The organism is Thomasclavelia ramosa DSM 1402 (assembly GCF_014131695.1).
Lineage (GTDB): Bacteria > Bacillota_I > Bacilli_A > Erysipelotrichales > Coprobacillaceae > Thomasclavelia > Thomasclavelia ramosa.
On record NZ_CP036346.1, the window covers coordinates 1,512,347 to 1,533,598 of the forward strand.

19 protein-coding genes and 1 pseudogene are annotated in these 21,252 nt (G+C 31.2%); 18 read left to right on the forward strand and 2 right to left on the reverse strand.

The window, feature by feature from the left end:
- Positions 1 to 23 precede the first annotated feature (23 nt).
- From truB to EYR00_RS07165, 3 genes are all read left to right on the forward strand, one after another.
- A complete protein-coding gene (gene truB / locus EYR00_RS07155) occupies positions 24 to 866 on the forward strand; it encodes a tRNA pseudouridine(55) synthase TruB (protein WP_009300648.1) in 843 nt (280 codons plus the stop codon).
- Positions 866 to 1,780 (forward strand): bifunctional riboflavin kinase/FAD synthetase, encoded by a 915-nt coding sequence (locus EYR00_RS07160; protein ID WP_003538195.1) that lies wholly within the window; start codon positions 866 to 868, stop codon positions 1,778 to 1,780. Before truB ends, EYR00_RS07160 begins: the two co-directional genes overlap by 1 nt.
- 87 nt (positions 1,781 to 1,867) lie before the next feature.
- Complete coding sequence (locus tag EYR00_RS07165; protein WP_003538196.1) at positions 1,868 to 2,707, forward strand: DMT family transporter; 840 nt, start codon at positions 1,868 to 1,870, stop codon at positions 2,705 to 2,707.
- An 11-nt stretch (positions 2,708 to 2,718) separates the two neighbouring features.
- On the opposite strand, the gene EYR00_RS07170 is transcribed toward EYR00_RS07165, so the two are convergent.
- Positions 2,719 to 3,582: an NAD(P)-dependent oxidoreductase gene (locus tag EYR00_RS07170; RefSeq protein WP_003538197.1), complete on the reverse strand. Its 864-nt coding sequence runs from the start codon at positions 3,580 to 3,582 to the stop codon at positions 2,719 to 2,721.
- Complete coding sequence (locus EYR00_RS07175; protein ID WP_040434374.1) at positions 3,579 to 4,262, reverse strand: gamma-glutamyl-gamma-aminobutyrate hydrolase family protein; 684 nt, start codon at positions 4,260 to 4,262, stop codon at positions 3,579 to 3,581. The genes EYR00_RS07170 and EYR00_RS07175 overlap by 4 nt, the downstream gene beginning before the upstream one ends.
- A gap of 153 nt (positions 4,263 to 4,415) precedes the next feature.
- Between EYR00_RS07175 and EYR00_RS07180 the strand changes: the two genes are divergently transcribed.
- The 15 genes and pseudogenes from EYR00_RS07180 (at position 4,416) to ylxM (ending at position 21,242) form a co-directional block, all read left to right on the forward strand.
- Positions 4,416 to 6,155 carry a septation ring formation regulator EzrA gene (locus EYR00_RS07180; protein WP_020994356.1) on the forward strand — a complete coding sequence of 580 codons (1,740 nt, stop codon included), beginning with the start codon at positions 4,416 to 4,418 and terminating at the stop codon, positions 6,153 to 6,155.
- Between the two features lie 115 nt (positions 6,156 to 6,270).
- Positions 6,271 to 6,900, forward strand: a complete 630-nt coding sequence (locus EYR00_RS07185) for an acetyltransferase (RefSeq protein ID WP_003538201.1) — start codon at positions 6,271 to 6,273, stop codon at positions 6,898 to 6,900.
- Positions 6,901 to 7,133: 233 nt separating this feature from the next.
- Positions 7,134 to 8,269 (forward strand): annotated as a pseudogene (locus tag EYR00_RS07190) (cysteine desulfurase family protein).
- A 3-nt stretch (positions 8,270 to 8,272) separates the two neighbouring features.
- Positions 8,273 to 9,469: a tRNA uracil 4-sulfurtransferase ThiI gene (thiI, locus tag EYR00_RS07195; RefSeq protein WP_003538203.1), complete on the forward strand. Its 1,197-nt coding sequence runs from the start codon at positions 8,273 to 8,275 to the stop codon at positions 9,467 to 9,469.
- A gap of 68 nt (positions 9,470 to 9,537) precedes the next feature.
- A complete protein-coding gene (locus EYR00_RS07200; protein WP_003538204.1) occupies positions 9,538 to 9,759 on the forward strand; it encodes an alpha/beta-type small acid-soluble spore protein in 222 nt (73 codons plus the stop codon).
- Positions 9,760 to 9,882: 123 nt separating this feature from the next.
- Complete coding sequence (locus EYR00_RS07205) at positions 9,883 to 10,104, forward strand: alpha/beta-type small acid-soluble spore protein (protein ID WP_003538205.1); 222 nt, start codon at positions 9,883 to 9,885, stop codon at positions 10,102 to 10,104.
- Positions 10,105 to 10,284: 180 nt separating this feature from the next.
- Entirely contained in the window at positions 10,285 to 11,481 is a 1,197-nt protein-coding gene (locus EYR00_RS07210; protein WP_003538206.1) for an acetate/propionate family kinase, read from the forward strand.
- A gap of 84 nt (positions 11,482 to 11,565) precedes the next feature.
- Positions 11,566 to 12,501, forward strand: coding sequence for a DHH family phosphoesterase (locus EYR00_RS07215; RefSeq protein ID WP_003538207.1), 936 nt, complete (start codon positions 11,566 to 11,568; stop codon positions 12,499 to 12,501).
- Positions 12,494 to 14,158 (forward strand): hypothetical protein, encoded by a 1,665-nt coding sequence (locus EYR00_RS07220; protein ID WP_003538208.1) that lies wholly within the window; start codon positions 12,494 to 12,496, stop codon positions 14,156 to 14,158. The genes EYR00_RS07215 and EYR00_RS07220 overlap by 8 nt, the downstream gene beginning before the upstream one ends.
- Before the next feature lie 152 nt (positions 14,159 to 14,310).
- Positions 14,311 to 14,982, forward strand: a complete 672-nt coding sequence (locus tag EYR00_RS07225; protein ID WP_003538209.1) for a response regulator transcription factor — start codon at positions 14,311 to 14,313, stop codon at positions 14,980 to 14,982.
- Positions 14,979 to 16,370: a HAMP domain-containing sensor histidine kinase gene (locus EYR00_RS07230; protein ID WP_003538210.1), complete on the forward strand. Its 1,392-nt coding sequence runs from the start codon at positions 14,979 to 14,981 to the stop codon at positions 16,368 to 16,370. Before EYR00_RS07225 ends, EYR00_RS07230 begins: the two co-directional genes overlap by 4 nt.
- A gap of 12 nt (positions 16,371 to 16,382) precedes the next feature.
- Positions 16,383 to 16,955 (forward strand): xanthine phosphoribosyltransferase, encoded by a 573-nt coding sequence (locus EYR00_RS07235; protein ID WP_003538211.1) that lies wholly within the window; start codon positions 16,383 to 16,385, stop codon positions 16,953 to 16,955.
- Between the two features lie 16 nt (positions 16,956 to 16,971).
- On the forward strand, positions 16,972 to 19,917 hold the full coding sequence (locus EYR00_RS07240; RefSeq protein WP_003538212.1) for a chromosome segregation protein SMC: 2,946 nt from the start codon (positions 16,972 to 16,974) through the stop codon (positions 19,915 to 19,917).
- A gap of 10 nt (positions 19,918 to 19,927) precedes the next feature.
- Entirely contained in the window at positions 19,928 to 20,911 is a 984-nt protein-coding gene (ftsY, locus tag EYR00_RS07245; RefSeq protein WP_003538213.1) for a signal recognition particle-docking protein FtsY, read from the forward strand.
- Between the two features lies 1 nt (position 20,912).
- On the forward strand, positions 20,913 to 21,242 hold the full coding sequence (ylxM, locus tag EYR00_RS07250; RefSeq protein ID WP_003538214.1) for a YlxM family DNA-binding protein: 330 nt from the start codon (positions 20,913 to 20,915) through the stop codon (positions 21,240 to 21,242).
- Positions 21,243 to 21,252 lie beyond the last annotated feature (10 nt).

Below are 21,252 nucleotides of genomic sequence, written 5' to 3' on the forward strand. Positions count from 1 at the left end.
TACAATGTAAAGCGGTGATGAAAATGGATGGAATTATTTTAGTAAACAAACCTAGTGGTATGACAAGCCATGACGTGGTTAATAAATTAAGACGAATATTAAAAACAAAAAAAGTGGGGCATTGCGGAACTTTAGATCCTGATGCAACTGGTGTTTTAGTTGTGTGTGTAAATAAGGCTACAAAAGTTTTGCAGTTTTTAACAAGCGAAAGCAAAGAATATGTTGCAACACTTAGTCTAGGAACAAGTACTGATACATATGATGCTAGTGGTAAAATTATTGAAACAAAAGAGTTCCATGCCCTTGATAATAATGAAATAGTTGCTTGTTTCAATAATTTTATTGGTTCTCAAGAACAAAAGCCCCCAATCTATTCAGCAATTAAAGTAAATGGTAAAAAATTATATGAGTATGCTCGTGCAGGAGAGCAGGTAGAAGTGCCAACACGATCAGTTACAGTTAATCATTTAGAAATATTACAAATCGAAAATAATTTAATTAAATTTAAAGTGGGATGTTCGAAAGGAACATATATTCGTTCTCTATGCTATGATCTTGCGAAGGCTTTAGGTTATCCGGGACATATGAAAGATTTAATTAGAACTAAATCAGGAAATTTTTCGTTAGAAAATTGTTTTACACTTGAACAGATTGAAAATGGTGAATACACAACAGTAAGTTTAGAAGAAGCTTTAAATTCATATCAACAATTAGTTGTAGATGATGAAAAAATAATTTTTCATGGAAAAAAAATCAAATCAGATTTAAATGAACAGGTTGTTATCTTAAATCGGCAGGGGAAAGTTCTTGCAATGTATGGCCCTGATGGAAATGGTTATTTAAAAAGTATTAGAGGTTTATGGTGATGAAAGTAATATATTTGAATGAAGAAAATATGATTGCTTTGGAACCAAGTTGTGTTGCTTTGGGTTTTTTTGATGGCATGCATCTAGGTCATCAAAAATTGATTGATGAAGTATTAAAAGTGTCAAAAATAAAGAATCTAAAAAAAGGGCTATTAACATTTGACGTTCATCCTAAATCATATCTTTTAGATAGTTCTTTTAAATATTTGATGAGTCTCGAAGATAAAATAGAATTTCTAGAAAAATTAAATTTTGACTATTTATTTGTATTACGTTTCAATCATCAATTAGCTAGTAAGGAACCACGACAGTTTATTGACGAATTTATTATTAAACCAAAAATCAAGCATGTTGTTTGTGGTTTTGATTTTCATTTTGGAAATCATGGTAGTGGCGATAGTGTTTATCTAAAAAATAATAGAAATAATGATTATGAAATTTCAATTATTGATAAATTAGAATATGAACAGCATAAAATCTCATCTTCATATTTACGACAAGTTTTAAGTAATGGTCAAGTTGAATTGGCTAGTCAATTGTTAGGTCGGCAATATCAAGTGACTGGAAAAGTTGTTCATGGACGTGAAAACGGTCGTAAAATTGGTTTTCCGACAATTAATGTGGCAGCAATAGATTATGTACTTCCTAAAAATGGAGTGTATGGTGCTAAAGTAATCATCGATGGTAAAGAATATATAGGAATGGCAAATTTAGGCTATAATCCAACCTTTACTGCTTTGAAGCAAGCTTCATTAGAAGTTAATATTTTCGATTTTGATCAGAATGTATATGGAAAACAAGTAAATGTTATGTTTATTAAACATATTCGCAGTGAGAAAAAGTTCCCTTCAATAAACGATTTAATTGAACAATTAAATAAGGATAAACAGCAGATAATTAATGAAATGATATGATTAGTACATATCATTTTTTTATGTTGCTTTCCTATATTTATTAGTTTTATTTATGAATATCTGGGGAATAATAAATTTGGTGATATGATGTTATATGGATGGTTAATCTTTTCTAGTTTTTTATGGGGTACCAACGTTCTTGTAATGAAATATATGTTAGAAAACACTACAACATATTTTTTAGCTGCTCTAAAAGTACTGTTGTCGGTTATTGCAATTTTTGTAATCATGAAATATAAAAAAATACCTTTTAAATGGTATAAAGGCAGTCTAGGAATAAAGGTATCATTACTTTCGATTACAATTAATTTTATACTTACCTTTGAGGGATTGAATTTAATTACCGGAAGTTCAAATGCAATTGTTAATTCCTTAGCACCGCTAGTGACAATCCTATTGACATGGCTTTTTTATCATACTAAGGTCAATCGTTACCAGTTGATTGCTATGATAATCGCATGCATTGGATTTCTTATTTCTCTAGATTTTAATATTAGTCAGATTTCTCTTGGTCATTTAATGATGATTGGTGGAATTGTGTTATATAGTTATGGTAATTTATTAATGCAGCACCAATGTAAAAAAGAAGACAGTTTGCCTTTTACATTTCAATATTTATGTTTGAGCTTCTTTCAATTAGCGTTAATTACTTTATTTATTCCTAGCAGCAATCATCTTGAAAATATTTCAATAACTTTATGGGTATTTTTCATAATTTTTTCTGGAATTGGATTTGCTATAATTCAATTAACGTATTTTCGAGCTGTTCACGAAATTGGAAGTGTTAAAACAAGTTTTTTATTAGGACTAAATCCAGTGTTTACATATATTGGTTCATTGTTACTACAAGAAAATTTTAATTTTAATAAATTTATGGCGATGATTTTAATGGTTGTAGCCATGGTTATTGCAAACAAAAAAAGATAGTTAGTTCATAACTATCTTTGATAATATTTAATAAGAGCTTGAGTGCCTAAGTTCTCAAATCCGTCGGTTTGTAATTGTTCAAACTGTTGTAAAACAGTATTTAAAACTTCTAAGTCAAGGTTGTTTGTATCATTAACAGCTTTGGCTATTTTCATATCTTTGATATAATGTTTTATGTAAAACCCCGGTGCAAAATCATCAGCAAGAATTCGTGGGGCATTATTAGTCATTTGCCATGAACCAGCAGCTCCACTCGAAATACAGTCAAGCATTATTTGAGGGTCCAAATTGACTGCTTTAGCATATGTAAGAGCTTCACAAACTCCAGCTAAAGCTCCGGCTAAAGCAATTTGATTGGCCATTTTTGTATGTTGACCGTTTCCGGCTGAACCAACATAATTAATGTTGCTTCCTAAGACTTCTAACACTGGTTCAATTTGTTTAAAGACATTTTCATCACCGCCAACCATAATTGACAATGTCCCTTTTTTGGCACCAATATCACCGCCTGATACCGGAGCATCAAGACTGGCTAAACTATGTTTTGAAGATTCTTCAAAAATTTTTTTTGCTAACAATGGACTAGACGTAGTGAAATCAATGAGAATACAATCTTTTTTAGCATTAGCAATTATCCCTTTGGAACTAAAGTAGATTTCCTCAATATCTTGAGGAAATCCTACCATAGTCATGACAATGTCTTGATCTTTGACACACTCAGCAACTGAATCGTGCCATATAATTTTATCACTAATAAGATCTTCAACTTTATTTTTTGTTCGCGTATAAATAGATACAGGATATCCTGCTTGACTCAAATTTTGAACCATTGCTTTACCCATTACTCCGACCCCAATAAATGCAATTTTTTTCATTTTTCTTCCTCCAGTAACTCTTTATATAATTTAATTAAATCTGCTTGAATTTTATCATGATTTTTTTCCGGATGCCATTGTACAGCAATAATATTATCTTTTTCAATGCCTTCAATAATTCCATCAGCAGTAATTGCACTGACAACAAAGCCAGGGGCAATATCATCAATTGCCTGGTGATGAAATGAATTGGTCATAAACTCATTTCCTAAATATTTATTTAGTTTTGTATGAGGAATAGTTTTCACGAGATGATGATATCCTTCTAAATTTTCCTGGAGATGATTATCATATTTTTTTGTCTCAGGAATATCCTGAATCAAAGTACCGTTAAATGCAACATTGATAGTTTGAATTCCACGGCAAATCCCTAATATAGGTTTATGAGCTTTTGAAAACTTATGAATCAACTTAATTTCTAATTCTTCCAATTCTGCTTCCTCTTTATTGGTTAGAGGATTTAATACTTGATGGTATAAAACGGGATCAATGTCAAATCCGCCGCTTAATAATAGACCATCACAGTGAGTGACTAAAAAATCTAGTGTATCATCACTGCTCGGTCCAATAATAATAGGATCTAGATTTGCAGTTTGAAGCATTCTAAAATATTCACGGTAAATATAATAAACTCTGCGTTGAGAATAGCTTCGCATTGGCGTTAAGATTTTTTTATTCATAAACTACCTCCTGTATTTATATATTACGCGAAACAAAAATAATGTAAAGAATTATAAAAATAATTTAAAACTGCACAGATATTACTTAGACATCATATGACACTTATGATATACTTTATTAGTAAGATTTATAAAAAAGAGGGATGTAATATAATGGACTTTTTAGATAATATATTAAAAAAATTTGGAACAAAAAATGTAATCATAGTAGGGGTAGTATTAATTGTAACTATTGTGATCTTAATAACATACTGGATGATTAAATTAAGAATATATCGTAAAGAAATTGTGGTTTTAGAAAATGATATGAATGCAATTAAAACTTTGCCAATTCAATACCGCTTAGGGCGGATTAAAGCAATTGGAAAAAACATGCCAGATGTTTTAGAAAAATATGATGATTTTGAACTAGAATTTAATGATTTAGTAAATCTACAAAGTAATGAAATTGCGCCATTGATCAATGATATTGATGAGCGATTGTTTTATCGAAAATTAAAAGGGGTTCGCAGAGATCTAAATAAATTAAGACAAGATATTGATAATTATGAGAAACGTTCTAAGGCGTTGCTTAAAGAAATTGAGGTGATCACTGAAATAGAAAATGTGCAACGTGTAGAAATTATTAAAATTAAAGAGAAGTTCCGTTTAACAAATGATGAATTTGCTGCTGTACGTTTTAAAATAGAAGATTTTGTACCTGCTATTCCTCAAAAATTTGCAGATATTGAAGAACGCTTTGTTCAATTAGAAGCATTGATGAATAGTCAGCGTTTTGATGAAGCTAAAGTATCAGCAGATAAAATTGATAAAGACATTGATTTATTAAGTGCTTATCTTCGTGATTTACCAACTTATATTTCAATTGTTCGAAAATATATTCCTAAGCGATTAGATGAATTATACCGTGTTATTACTGAAATGAAAGAACGTGATTTTTCAATTGAACGTCTTAATACAACAGTTCGCTATAATAAGATCAATGCTGATCTAGAAAATACGATCCAAGCTATTAAAGAGTTAAATCTAGAAAATGTTGGTGCTTCCATTGAAGTAATGACAGAAGATCTAAATTCTTTAACGGCAGACTTTGAAAAAGAGGAAGCTGCATATAGTCGCTATGAGGAATCACGTAATGCTTGTTACAAACATATTGGGCATTTAGATGAAGGCCTTCGAAATACTATTAATTCTTTAGGTGAACTTCAAAGGAATTATTTATTATCTGATTATGAAATTACTGTTAAAGAAGATTATGAGGCTTTTAAAGGGATTTTAGATGAATTAGATCAATTAACAGTAATAATTGAAAGCAATGATTTTTCATATAGTGTCTTGATTGAGCGTTTTGAAGAATTGATTGATCGTTGTAAACCTTTTGATGAGTCTTTGAATAAGTATATTGAATTAGAAAATTCTTTGAGATTACAAGAAAAACGTGCTTTAGATGAGTTAGATAATATTAATATTGTCTTACTAGAAATAAAATCGGAGATTAAAAATAAACATTTACCAATGATTAATGAATCTTATAAAGATTATATTGATGATTCTTATCAAAAAGCGGATGAAATTTTGAAATTTATCAGACGTCGACCAATTGATTTAGAGCGTCTCTCAGTTCAAGTTGATGCTGCACGAGATGTAATCTATAAATTATATGATAATGTTCATAATTTGATTGTTACTGCAGAAATGGTTGAAGATGCAATTATTTATGGTAATCGTTATCGTAGTTCTTTTTTAGAAGTTAACACAGAATTAACTAAAGCAGAGCTGTTATTTAGAAATGGTGAATATACTAAAGCTTTGACTACTGCAGTAGATATTATTGAAAAAATCAATCCTGGATCATATGAGATGTTGATTAATAAAAATAGTGCAAAATCATAAGATTTTGCCTTTTTTTATGGGTGAGAGTATAATTATGAAGAATGTACAAGGTATTATAGTTTAAAAGTAATATAATGGGGATATTAAAGCTTATTAATAAAAATAGGAGATAAAAATGAAAAAATTATTAATTTGGGGTGCAGGAGATCAAGGACTTGTGACTCTTGAGTGTGCTTTAGCCATGAATGCATATGAACAAATTGATTTTTTAGAAATCAAAGAAAAAGGAAGTAGAAAAATAATTAATCATACTGTATTTAAAGAAAGTGAATTCGATAAAGTAGTAAAATTATATGATGAGGTTATTGTTGCAACTGGTAGCAATGATTTACGAGAAGAAAAAATAAAAATGTTACTTGCTTTTGGTATTCCTTTAGCAACGATAGTCCATCCAACAGCTTTAATTAGTTCATCTGCAAAAATTGGTAGTGGTACAACGATATTGGCTAATGTAATAATTAATATTAATACAAAGGTCGGGATTGGCTGTATAGTCAATAATGGAGCAATTATTGAACACGATTGTATGGTAGGAAATTATGTTAATATTTGTCCTAAGTTTGCGATGGCAGGTCACAGTTCGATTGGATATAAATCTTATCTGGGAATAGGTAGTACTGTCATTGATGATATTAGAATTGGTAATCGGGTAACAGTTGGTGCTGGAGCGGTAGTTGTTTCAAACATTTCTGATAATATCGTTGCGATTGGTGTTCCAGCTAAGAAAATGCTGGTGGATAAGTAAAAAGTGTTGTGTTAAAATATTTAAGATAATTACAATTTGATGGTTTACGTTGGTTTTATAAAAGTAATTATATAGGAAAATTAAAGTACTTTGGAATTGCAAGTAAGAAAATGATTTTATTTCTTTACTTTCGTAGTAAATATTGTAGAATTATTTAATGTTGTTTGAAAGATATTTTGGTGGAGTCATAAGACTTTGGATTTTTATTGCATATAATAATGTAGGGGGTTACGATGATATATTTAGATTATGTGGCAACAACGCCATTAAATTCAGAAGTGTTAAATACTTATCATAATTTATTATCCAATTATTTTATAATGCTGATTCAATGTATGATAAAGGTATTGAGGTAAATCGTTTGATGGAACATTCACGTAAATTAATTAGTGAGTCCTTCAAAGTTAAAGAAGATGAAATTATTTTTACTAGCTGTGGTAGTGAAGCTAATAATATGGCAATTAAAGGTACAGCCTTTCAATATCAAAATCGTGGTAAACATATTATTACTACAGCTATTGAACATTCATCTGTTTATGAAACTTGTAAAGAGTTAGAAAAGTTTTTTGGATTTGAGGTAACTTATTTAGGGGTTGATCATAAAGGGCGGATTTCTTTAGAAGAATTAGAAAAAAGTATTCGTGATGATACGATTTTAGTATCAATTATGTATGTAAATAATGAAATTGGGGTCATTAATCCTATTGATGAAATTAAAAAAATTGTTAAAAAATACGATAAGGTAAAACTGCATTTTGATATGGTACAGGCTTTAGGAAAATTACCAATCGATTTAAATGATGTGGATTTAGCTTCTTTTTCGGCACATAAAATTTATGGTTTAAAAGGTAGTGGCTTATTATTCAAACGACGTTCAACGACAATTGTTCCTTTAATTAGTGGCGGACAACAAGAATTTAGTTTACGAGGTGGAACTTCTAATGCCTGTACTAATATTGTTTTTGCGAAAACTTTAAGATTAGCATTAGATAATTTTGAACAAAAAAATCAACATATTAAAGATATAAATGATTATTGTCGAAAATGTTTACAGGAGATAGAAGGAATTGTTATTAATAGTGATGAAAATTGCTGTTTACCATCAATTTTGAATTTCTCATGCTTAGGTTATAAACCAGAAGTTATTTTACATGATTTGGAAACAAAAGAAATATATTTATCAACGCGTAGTGCTTGTTCATCAAAAACGAGCAATGTTTCACGAGTCATGGCGCAATTACATTTAGATGAAGCAATTAGTTCTAGTGCGCTTAGAATTAGTTTTGGAGAGCATACTACAAGAGAAGAAATCGATCGGTTTTGTTATTATTTACAAGAAAGTATGCGTAAATTAAAGAAGCAGAGGTAGAATATGGAAGCAAATTATATTTTAGTACGTTTTGGTGAATTAACAACAAAAGGTAAAAACCGTAAATTATTTACGAATCGTCTTTTAAAAAATACTAAGGAGATATTAGCAGAATTTAATCATTTAACATATGATTTACAACATGATCGTATGTATGTTGTTCTAAATGGTACTGATCATGAAGCTGTATGTACGAAATTGAAAACAGTATTTGGAATCTATTCTTTTTCAGTAGCATATAAAATGGAAAAAAATCTCGAATTAGCTAAACAAGCGGTTTTACAAATAATTGAAAACAATGATGGGAATACGTTTAAGATTAATACTAAACGTTCAGATAAGAATTTCCCTGGAAGTTCTCAAGAAATTAATCGTGAAATTGCAGGATATGTATTTCATCACACTACAAAAGAAATAAAAGTTGATGTCCATGCTCCAGCAATTTTAGTAACAGTTGAAATTCGTTATGACGCGATATATGTAATGGATAATATTATTAAAGGAGCAGGTGGGTATCCAGTTGGAGTTGGTGGAAAAGCATTATTGATGATGTCAGGAGGAATTGATTCACCAGTAGCTGGATATTTAACATTAAAACGCGGTGTAGATATTGAGTGCATCCATTTTGCTGCACCACCTTATACTAATGAATTGGCACGAGAAAAAGTTTTTGATTTAGTTGATAAATTACGTCATTATACTCACGGTTCAATTAGAGTTCATGTAATTAATTTTACAAAATTGCAATTAGCTGTTTATGATAATTGTGACGAAAGTTATGCAATGACAGTCATGAGAAGGATGATGTATCGTATTAGTGAAAAAATTGCTAATAAAAATAATTGTCTTGCATTAGTCAATGGTGAAAGCATTGGACAGGTTGCTTCACAAACTTTAAATAGTATGCAGGTAATCAATGAAGTTGTTAAGATTCCAGTACTAAGACCAGTATTATGTCTTGATAAATTAGAAATTATTGATATTGCTGATAGGATCGATACTTATGAAATTTCGATTCGCCCTCATGAAGATTGCTGTACTATTTTTACACCTAAAGCTCCGGCAACTAAGCCTAAGTTATATAAAGCGGAAATATTTGAGTCTGGGTTTGATTTTGAAACTTTGATTGATGAATGTGTAGAAACTGCTGAAATTATTACAGTCGATCACAATTATAAGAAAAACGACGATATTTTTTAAAAATAATTAAAAAAGCGTATATCTTTTTTTGTTTGACACAAGATATTAGTGTCAGGAGGTGAAGATATATGTCACAAAGTAACTCTAGTAGAAACAAATTAGTTGTTCCTGGAGCTAAAAATGCAATCGATCAAATGAAGTATGAGATTGCTAACGAATTTGGCGTTAATTTAGGTCCTGATACAACTGCTCGTGATAACGGTTCAGTAGGTGGCGAAATCACAAAACGATTAGTCGCTATGGGTCAAGCACAAATGAGCTCATCAAACAAATACAATCAATCTAAATAATTATTTTTAAAACCCTAGTTAGCTAGGGTTTTTATCTTTAAAAAATAAATTTAAATTTTTTTATTAAAAATGTATATTTTAAAACAAATGACACAAAATATTACTGTCAGGAGGTGAAAATATATGTCACAAAATAACTCTAGTAGAAACAAATTAGTTGTCCCTGGAGCTCAAAATGCAATCGATCAAATGAAGTATGAGATTGCTAACGAATTTGGCGTTAATTTAGGTCCTGATACAACTGCTCGTGCGAATGGTTCAGTAGGTGGCGAAATCACAAAAAGATTAGTCGAAATGGGTCAATCACAAATGAGTTCATCTAATAACTACAATCAATCTAAATAATTATTTTTAAGACCCTAGTTCAATCTAGGGTTTTAAAATATTCTTAAATATAAAACAAATTTATTCGATAATTCCAATAAATACTTTAATAAATGGTGAAAGTGCTTTCAAAATATATTGAGTTTAGTGTTGAATTTAGGTACAATTAATATATGACATGAAGAAATAGGAGGAATTATAATGGTTAAAGTAATGGCAATCAATGCTGGTAGTTCATCTTTAAAATTCCAGTTGATCAATATGCCTAGTGAAGAAGTAATTACATCAGGGTTAGTCGAAAGAATTGGACTAGACCAAGGTAACTTCGAAATGAAATATAATGGTGAAAAATTTATTAAAGAGTGTCCAATTAAAGACCATAGTGTTGCAGTACAATTATTATTAGATGCTTTAGTTGATCACCATGTTGTTGAAAGTTTAGGTGAAATCGAAGCTTGTGGACATCGAGTTGTCCACGGTGGCGAATATTATAACGACGCGGTTAAAGTCGACGAGGAAGTTGTTGCTCGCGTAGAAGAATTAGCTGAATTAGCGCCACTTCACAATCCAGCACATATTGTTGGATATAATGCATTTAAAGCAGCTTTACCAGAGGTTGAACATGTTTTTGTATTTGATACTGCATTTCATCAAACTCTTGATCGGGAAAGATATTTATATCCTTTACCATATGAATACTATACAGATTTAAAAGTTCGCAAATATGGTGCCCATGGAACAAGTCATAAATATGTATCTCAAGTTGCCATTGATATGTTAGGAAATCCCAAACATTCGCGAGTAATTGTTTGTCATTTAGGAAATGGTGCAAGCATTTCAGCAGTTCAGGATGGTATATGTATTGATACTTCAATGGGATTTACACCACTGGCAGGAGTAATGATGGGAACACGCTGTGGTGATGTTGATCCATCTATTATGCCGTATTTATGTAAAAAATTAAATAAAACACCTGATGAAATTTTAGATATCTATAATAAGAAATCAGGGATGTTAGGAATTTCTGGAATTTCTTCAGATTCCCGTGATATTGAAAATGCATTATTTAAGAACGGTGATGAACGTGCACTTCTTACAGGCTTGTTATATGCACGAATCGTTTCAAAATATATTGGAAGTTATTTTGTTGAAATGGGTGGTGTTGATGCTATTGCCTTTACTGCTGGAGTTGGAGAAAATGCTTCTTATCTTCGTCGTTTGATCATTGATAATGTTTCACGTGCGTTAGGCGTTTTCTTAAATGAAGAAGAAAATGAACGTCGTAGTAAAGAAAATCGTCTAATTTCCCATCAATATTCTAAAGTTGATGTTTATGTAATCCCTACTAACGAGGAAGTAATGATTGCTCGTGATACTGTAAGAATTTTAGGTTTATAAGCTCTGATCAATAATCAGAGCTTTTCTATTTATAAATTTGGGTAAATATGGTATAGTCATCTTATTAAATAGAGGAGTTTTATAATGGAAGAAAAAATAATTGCTAAAATTGAAGAATATGATTATATTGCTATTTACCGTCATGTAAATCCAGATTTTGATGCTTTTGGCAGCCAATTGGGAATGTACGATATGATTAAAGCTACTTATCCAGATAAAAAGGTTTTTTTATGTGGTGATTTCAGTTCGGAATTAGTGAAAAAATATACAGTAGTTTTTGAACATCAAGAAGTTGATTATACTAAAGATATTTTAGGAATTGTTCTTGATACTGCTAATATTGAAAGAATTGATGATCAAAGATATCAACTTTGTAAAGAAATTATTAAAATTGATCATCATTTGGTCGTAGATAGTTATGGCACTTTAAATTACGAAGATAGTAGTGCTAGTTCAGCTAGCCAATTAGTTGGAACAATTTTTAAAGATACGGCTATGAAAATTACTAAAAGTGGTGCAGAAGCTTTGTATTTGGGAATTGTTGGAGATACAGCGCGGTTTATGTATCGAAATACTGATGAACGGACTTTTGCAGTAGCTGGAGCTTTGGTTCAAGAAGGAATTGATATTGTTGAAATCTATAATCGAATTTATATGAAGAAGGCTAAGGATTTACAAATTAATAAATTTATTTTAAATAATCATCAGTTTGATGGTGGTGTTGCTTATTATGTTTTAAGTGATGCAGATTTAAAAATGTTAGAAATTAGTCGTGAAAGAGGTTCGGATTTTGTTAATTTATTATCTGGTGTAGAAGAATATAAAATTTGGATGGCTCTAACTGAAAATGTCGCTGATCATAATTGGCGTGTTAGTTTACGTTCACGTGATTACGCAGTCAATAAGGTGGCTGAAAAATATAATGGTGGTGGTCATATGCTGGCAAGTGGCGCAAAGTTAGCTTCATTAGAACAGCTTGGTCAACTGCTTCAAGATTTAAAGGAGATAATCAATGAATAAATTTACTGACATATTTGCAAATTTTATTGAGGGTTTTTCATTTAGACAAGGTTCTCAAGATGTAAAACAAGTAAAAAAAGGTGCTTTTTTAAAGGCGTTTACAATAACTTTAATAATTGGATTGATTGGTGAATATGCTTTTTTGATCCCATTGAATCTTCGTTCACCACAATTTATAATTTATTTTTGTATATTATTATTAATATTTAATGGACTATATTTTATGTTAAGTCAAAGATTTAGTAAGATCACCAAATATAGTCTCATTGTGATTGGAATATTAATTGCATATGTGGCCATTGGAACATTTGTTAGTTCGCCTATCTTTAATGCAGGAAGTTATCAAAAACAATTAAAGTTAGATAAGAAAGCAGACTTCTATGCTGACAATAAAACTATTTCCTATCAATCGATTCCAGTGGTGGATCGAGATAGTGCGATTAAATTAGGTGATCGTAAAATGGGACAGATGGTTGATTATGTATCCCAATTTGAGGTTGATGAGTCGTATGAACAAATAAATTATCAAGATACGCCATATCGTGTGACACCATTAGAATATAGTGACTTGATCAAATGGTTTACTAACCGTAGTGATGGACTGCCCGCATATATCCGAGTAAATATGGTGACGCAAGAATCTGAAGTAGTTAAATTAAAAGAAGGAATGAAATATTCTAAATCAGAACATTTTGGACGTAAAATTGAACGTCATTTGCGCGCTAATTATCCAACTTTAATGTTTGATACATTGGCTTTTGAAATTGATGAAAAGGGGAATCCTTATTGGATTGCACCAGTATATAATTATAAAATCGGTTTATTTGGTGGAAAAGATATAACTGGAGCTGTATTAGTTAATGCAATAAATGGTGATCATGAATATTATGATATTGATAAAGTACCAGAATGGGTTGACCGTGCTTATCCAGCAGAACTGGTTTTAAGTCAATTAGAAAATTATGGTAAATATACAAATGGGTATTTTAATACTTTATTTTCGCAAAAAGGAGTATTACAGCCAACCTCTGGTTACAATTATGTAGCAATCAATGATGATGTCTATTTATATACTGGTTTAACATCGGTATCTAATGATGCTTCTAACGTTGGGTTTGCTATGATTAATTTGCGGACTAAAGATGGAAAGTATTATAATATTTCTGGAGCTGAAGAATATTCTGCAATGTCTTCGGCGGAAGGTCAAGTTCAAAACTTGAAATATACGGCAACTTTCCCGATTTTGATCAATGCGGGAGGGCAGCCAACATATTTCTTATCTTTAAAAGATGATGCTAAACTTGTTAAAAAGTATGCTTTTGTTAGTGTTGAAAATTATCAAATCGTGGCTACCGGTGACAGTGTTGCTCAAGCTGAACAAGCATATTATGCTTTATTAGAAGCTAATGGTAAAAAAACTGACTCAAGTGAATATAAGACTAATGAGTTGACTGGAGCGATTACTGCAATTAATGAAGCTGTCGTTGATGGTAACAGTACTTATTACTTTAAACTTGAAGGTAGTGATACGATTTTCATCGGAGATATCAGTTTATCTAATCAATTCCCATTAGCAAAAGTTGGTGATGTTGTAACCATTGAATATGTTAATAGTAAAGACAATAGCGAGGTAATTACTTCAATTAAATTTGGTTAGTCTTTAATAGAACAAGAAGCTATAACTTATATATAGGTTATGGCTTTTTTATATTTATTATCATCTCTTTAAACTCAAGCTATTTTGCTTTTGTAACTATATATTTAGTTAATAAAATGTGTTATAATCTTACAGTGAATTGAGGTGTAAAGATGAAAGCAAAAGTACTAGTAGTTGATGATGAAAAAGATATTAGGGAATTAATTAATTTTTATTTGAATAAAGAAGGATTTGAAGTTCTGGAAGCTAGCAATGGTGAAGAGGCTTTAGAAATATTCGAAAATGAATATATTGATTTAGGAATCATTGATGTCATGATGCCAGTTATGGATGGTTTTGAACTAGTAGAAAATCTAAAGGAATTTAAAGATGTTCCAGTAATTATGTTAACAGCGAAAGGTGAAAGTAAAGATAAACTTCGCGGTTTTTCTGTTGGTGCTGATGACTATGTAGTTAAGCCATTTGATCCAACTGAATTAATGGCACGAGTGCGAGCAGTTTTAAAAAGATATAGTGTTAATACATCAAATATAATCAAATTAAATGAAGTTGAGTTTGATGGCGATAAATATGAGATACGTTATCAGAGCGAAATCATTCATTTACCGTTAAAACAATTTGAATTAGTTTTTGAGTTAGCAAAGCATCCAGATCAGATTTTTAGTCGTGAACAGTTGATTGAAAAAATTTGGGGAATGGACTATGATGGCTTTGATCGTACTGTAGATGTTCACATTAAGCGAATTAGAGAAAATCTAGGACACTTACCAGGATTTAAAGTTGTAACGGTGAGAGGACTTGGATACAAGGTTGAAGTCGAATGATGAAATCTATTTATGGCAAGCTGATTTGCGGTTTTTTAATAACTATCGCATTTAGTTTTTCGGTTGCTGGATATGTAGCTTTACGTAATAATTATGATCAAATTGAAGATATGGCTAAGAGTGAGTTGAGTGCAACAAGTGAATATGTTGTAGGTATTTTAAATAGCCTTGATGATGCTAATATTAACGATATTATGAATAAATACGCAATTAGCTCAGAGGTTTATATAACGTTGTATTCACCAGAATTGGACTATTATACATATGGTGAAAACAAAGGATATTTTCCTAGTCGCGAGACAATGATTCAATATTATCATGATGAAAACAAAAACGGGCGTTTCGATGAGCGCAAAAGTGTGCAAACCTATGGCAGCAAGGCAAAAATCAATGGTTCTGATGTATATATATTTATTCAAAAGGATACTAGTTATGAAAAAGGAATTTTTGCTAATTCTGCTGTTTTGATTTTGGGTTGTGTCTTTTTATCAGGAAATCTAGTTTTTTTAGCGATTGCTGATATTATTGTTAAACCAATAACGAGATTAACTAACGCCACTAAAGAATTATCAAAAGGAAATTATAGTGTTCGTGTTAATTATGTGGGTGATGATGAAATTTCTCGATTGAATCAGGGATTTAATCAAATGGCACAGCAGTTAGCGAAACAAGAAGAAACAAGACAAAAGTTCATTTCTGATATTTCGCACGAATTTCAAACTCCATTGACTGCAATTCAAGGCTTTGCCAATATTTTAAAAGAGGAAGATCTTCCTAAAGAGCAGCGTCAAAAGTATGCTGATATAATCTTATTTCATTCAAAAAGGTTATCGACTCTTTCTAAGAATATGCTGCAGCTGACGTTGTTGGAACGAGAAGAGGTTGAGTTAGAATTTACAACATATTCAATTGTTGAGCAATTATCTCGGGTTATTTCTACTCAAGAAAACCAAGCAATTTTAAAGGATATAGAAATTCAATTTGAAAAACCGCGCAAAGATATTATGGTTTATGGCGATGAACAACGATTGGAACAAGTTTGGATCAATCTTATTTCAAATGCAATCAAATATACTGGTGAAGGAGGTCTTATTACAGTAACTGTTAAAAAGGCTTCTCGTGAAGTTGAAGTATCAATTGAAGATACTGGATACGGAATGTCTAAAGAAGTTGTTTCACATATATTTGAACGTTTTTATCGTGAAGAAAAAGCCCGTTCTGTAGAAGGAAATGGACTAGGGTTATCAATTGTAAAAACAATTGTAGATTTACATCATGGAAATATAGATGTTATTTCCCAGGTTGATGTTGGCTCTACTTTTGTAGTAAAATTACCAAGCGAACGAAAAGTTTTTGATATTAAAGAAAAACTATCGTTTAATAAATAATCGGAGGAATTTATGGAATTACTTAAAGAGAGAATATTAAAAGACGGGATTGTAATTATGCCGGATATATTAAAAGTGGATAGTTTTTTGAATCATCAAATTGATCCTACTTTGTATCGACAAATAGCTCAAGAATTCAAAACTCGTTTTAAAGACACAAAAATTACTAAAATCTTAACAATTGAAGCTTCGGGAATTGGAATTGCTTTAGCAACAGCTTTTGAATTTGATGATGCACCTGTTGTCTTTGCAAAGAAAGGGACTGCAAAAACAACAAGTACACATTATTATAGTTCTAAAGTACATTCATTTACTAAAGGAATTGATTATGATGCGATTGTCAGTAAAAAATATTTAGATAAAGACGATAATATCTTAATTATCGACGATTTTTTAGCTAATGGTCAAGCTGTATTAGGTTTAGTTGATATTGTTAAACAAGCAGGTGCAAATATTGCTGGTGTTGGAATTGTTGTTGAAAAAGGTTTTCAAACAGGTCGCCAATTAATTGAAGAAAAAGGCTATCGTGTGGAATCGTTAGCAGTAGTAGAAGCATTTAGGGATGGTGCGGTGATCCTGAAATAATGAGAGGAAGAAAGTAATGTATTTAAAAAGAATTGAATTACATGGTTTTAAATCATTTGCTGATAAAGTCAATGTAGAATTTCAACCTGGAATCACAGGAATCGTAGGTCCAAATGGTTGCGGGAAATCAAATATCTCTGATGCTGTACGTTGGGTTTTAGGAGAACAGTCAGTTAAATCGTTGCGTGGTGCAAATATGTCAGATGTTATTTTTGCTGGAAGCGAAGATCGTCGGGCACAAAATTTAGCTGAAGTTACCTTAGTTTTCGATAACAGTGATCGTTTTATGAAATATGATTATAATGAAGTCGAGATTACACGGCGACTTTATCGTATGAATAATGAAGCGGAGTATTTAATCAATAAACAATCTTGTCGTTTAAAAGATATTATTGATTTGATTATGGATACAGGTCTAGGAAAGGATTCGTTATCAATTATTTCCCAAGGTAATATTTCTTCTTTTGCGGACAATAAACCAGAAGAACGTCGTGGTATTTTTGAAGATGCAGCAGGAGTTTCTAAATATAAAAAAAGAAAATTAGAATCGATTCGTAAATTAGAACGTACTAACGAAAATCTTGAACGAATTGGTGATATCGTAGTAGAACTAGAAAAACAGGTTGGTCCTCTTAAACGTCAAAAAGACAAAGCAGAGAAGTATTTAGCGTTGAAAGAAAAATTAACAGCTATAGAAGTTAATGTTTTAATAAATGAGATAACTGAAGCAAAAAAATCACTAGATGAATTGAGTAAGGTAATCAAGGACTTAAATGAGCGTCAAGCTTCTTTAGAGGCTGATATTTTGCTTAAAGAGAGCAGTAACGATGAAATAAAAAAGAAAATGTTTACTCTCGACCAAGAAATAAATGCTTTACAAAGTAAACTATTAGAGGCAGTATCAAATGTCTCGAAACTAGAGACTGCCAAAGTCGAAGTTGATCAAAAGCGAAAACATGCACTTGAGACCTTAAGTAAAGAAAATTTAAAAGAAAATATCGCTAATATGAAGGCGATTTTAAGTGATGTTGTTAATGAATATAATGATCGTGTGGAACGATTAGATAACACTCAAGAAGAGTTAACCACGATAATTGGACAACAAGAGGAGCGTAATAAAAAATTACTTTTATTAAAAAATGAAATTGATCAATTATCAAACAATATTAATAAAAATAAATCACGAAAAGAGATTTTAATAGATGCGATTGAAAATAAATCAAATTATCATCATGGCATTAAAACAGTTTTAAGTCTTGCTAAAAGTAATAAAAATATTATTGGTGTTTTAGGTGATTTAATTACAACTGATGAAGGATATGAATTAGCGTTGTCGTCAGCTTTAGCAGGAGCAATAGAGTTTATTGTTACAACAGATGATTTAACTGCACGAGATGCAATTAAATTTTTACGTGATAATAAAGCGGGACGAGCTACTTTTTTACCAATCAGTGCTATGAAACCACGACATGTGCGTGAAGAACATTTAGTTGTTTGTCAAACCATGGAAGGATATTTAGGTTTGGCTAGTGATTTTGTAACATATGAAGATGAGATTGCTGCCGTTGTTTTAAATCAACTAGGGAATATCATTGTAGCTAAAGATATTGATAGTGCTAATGAAATCAGCAAAGCAACTTTTTCTCGGTACAAAGTCGTTTCTCTTGAAGGTGATGTTGTTAATGTTGGCGGTTCTTTGACGGGTGGAAGTTTTAATCGTCAAAAATCTTCAATAGTTCAAAAACGTGAACTTGAGCAGGTTGCTGTTACTCTTGAACAACAAGAAAAAGAACTTGGGCTTAAGCGTAATGAACATAATGGATTGGATAATGAAATCAAAGAAGTTTCACATGCTCTATTACAAAAGCAGATGGCATATGCTAAATTGGAAGTTGTTGTTCAAAGCAAGAAAGAAGAGTTGATCAAGGCAAAATCCGAGTATGAATCATTAGCTGATCAAAGTGTTGAATTAGAAGAATTTGCTAGTGGAAAAACAGAAAGTAAATTAGTTAATCAGTTAAATGAAGCGATTAAATATCGTGATAATTTAACTGAAGAAATTAAATCAAAACGTGAACTTAGAATGGCCTATGTTAATCAAAATGAAGCTTTAGATGTTGAATTGCGTGAATATCGTAATGATTTAAAAGAGGTTCAAAGTGAGGTTAATACTAGTGCTATTAATGCAACAAAATTAGAAGCAATGTTAAATAATCATTTAGCTAGATTAAATGATGAATATCGGATGACTTATGAGTATGCTGTCGAGCATTACCTTGATGAAATTGATGTTGAACAAGCTAAATTAGAAGTATACGAATTAAGAACAAATATTAATCGTTTAGGAAACGTTAATGTTGATGCAATTGAAGAATATCAAATAATCAGTGAGCGTTATGAGAACATGAATACTCAGCGTATAGATTTGATTCAAGCCCAAGATAGTATCCTTGAAGCGATTAAAGAGATGGATGAAATTATGGTTGAGCGTTTTTCAGAAACGTTTGAGAAAATCAACGAAGAGTTCAATCATGTCTTTAGGAGTTTATTTGGTGGAGGAAAGGCTAGAATAAAGTATACTGATCCTACAAATATTCTTGAAACTGGAATCGATATTGATGTTCAGCCCCCAGGTAAAGCAGTCCAGAATATTACATTATTTTCAGGTGGGGAAAAGGCCTTGATCGCTATTTCATGTTTATTTGCAATTTTACGGGTACGGCCAATTCCGATGTGTATCTTAGATGAGGTTGAAGCTGCATTAGATATTGCAAATGTTGAACGTTTTGCTAAATATTTAAGAGAATTTTCGGGAACGACGCAATTTATTGTGGTTACCCATCGTGAAGGAACAATGGAAGAATGTGACCTTCTTTATGGAGCAACAATGCAACAAAAGGGAGTTACAAAGTTAGTTAGTGTCAAATTAGAAGAAGCAATAGATTTAACAGATCAAAGTTAGGAGGAATCGTATGGGATTTTTTAGTCAAATAAAAGAAAAATTCGTTGGTAAATCTGCTAAACAAAACGAAAAATATGTAGCTGGATTAGATCGGTCTAATAGTACTTTTTCAGATCGAATCAATGAACTTGCAGCTCGCTTTAGAGAAATCAATGATGAGTATTTTGAAGAATTGGAAAATATTTTGATTATGTCCGATGTTGGAGTTTCGATGGTAATGAAGATAGTTGAAGAAATTAAAAACGAGGTACGTTTGCAAAATATTACTGACCCAAAAGAGATTAATGAGATCATCGTTGATAAAATGTTCGTTATTTATGCAAATGATAGTGTCATGACAACTAAGATTAACTATGCTGAGGAAGGATTAACAGTAATTTTAATGGTTGGAGTAAACGGGGCTGGTAAGACTACAACAATTGGGAAATTAGCTAATCGTATCGTTAATGATGAAGGTAAGAAAGTAATGGTTGCAGCTGGAGATACTTTTAGAGCCGGAGCGATTGATCAGTTAGCAGTTTGGGCACAGCGTGTTGGTGTCGATATTGTTAAAGGTAAAGAGGGCGGTGATCCTTCAGCAGTGGTATTTGATGCTTTAAAACAGGCAAAAGAAAAAAATGTTGATGTTTTAATTTGTGATACTGCTGGTCGTCTTCAAAATAAGGTCAACTTAATGAATGAATTAGAAAAAATGAATCGTATTATTAAACGCGAAGTACCTGATGCACCGCATGAAACACTGTTAGTTATTGATGCAACAACTGGTCAAAATGGTGTTTCACAAGCTGTGGAATTTTCTAAGATCACTGATGTCTCAGGGTTAGTTCTAACCAAAATGGATGGAACTGCTAAGGGGGGGATTGTTCTTTCTATCAAAGATCAATTGAATATACCTGTAAAATTCATTGGTCTAGGAGAAAGTGTTGATGATTTACAAGAATTTGATTTAGACCAGTATATATATGGGTTATGCAAAAACCTAGTTGAGGAATAGTATGGAATCAAGTTTAGAGAAAAAACAACGAGTTAATCTACTAATGGATTGTTATAGTGATTTGTTGACAGAAAAACAGCAAACATATTTAGAATATTACTATCAAGAAGATTACTCTTTATCGGAAATTGCACAAATTTTGGATGTTAGTCGTAATGCTGTATTTGATAATTTAAAAAAAGCAGTTCATAGTTTAGAAAATTATGAAGAAAAACTGCAGTTGTTAAAAAAACATCAAGAAAGGCTTGACTTGATCCAAAGAATTGAAGATGATATATCTAGTGATCATAAAAGTCTAGAAGAATATTTAGAATTATTAAGGAAGATTTAGAAAGGGGTAT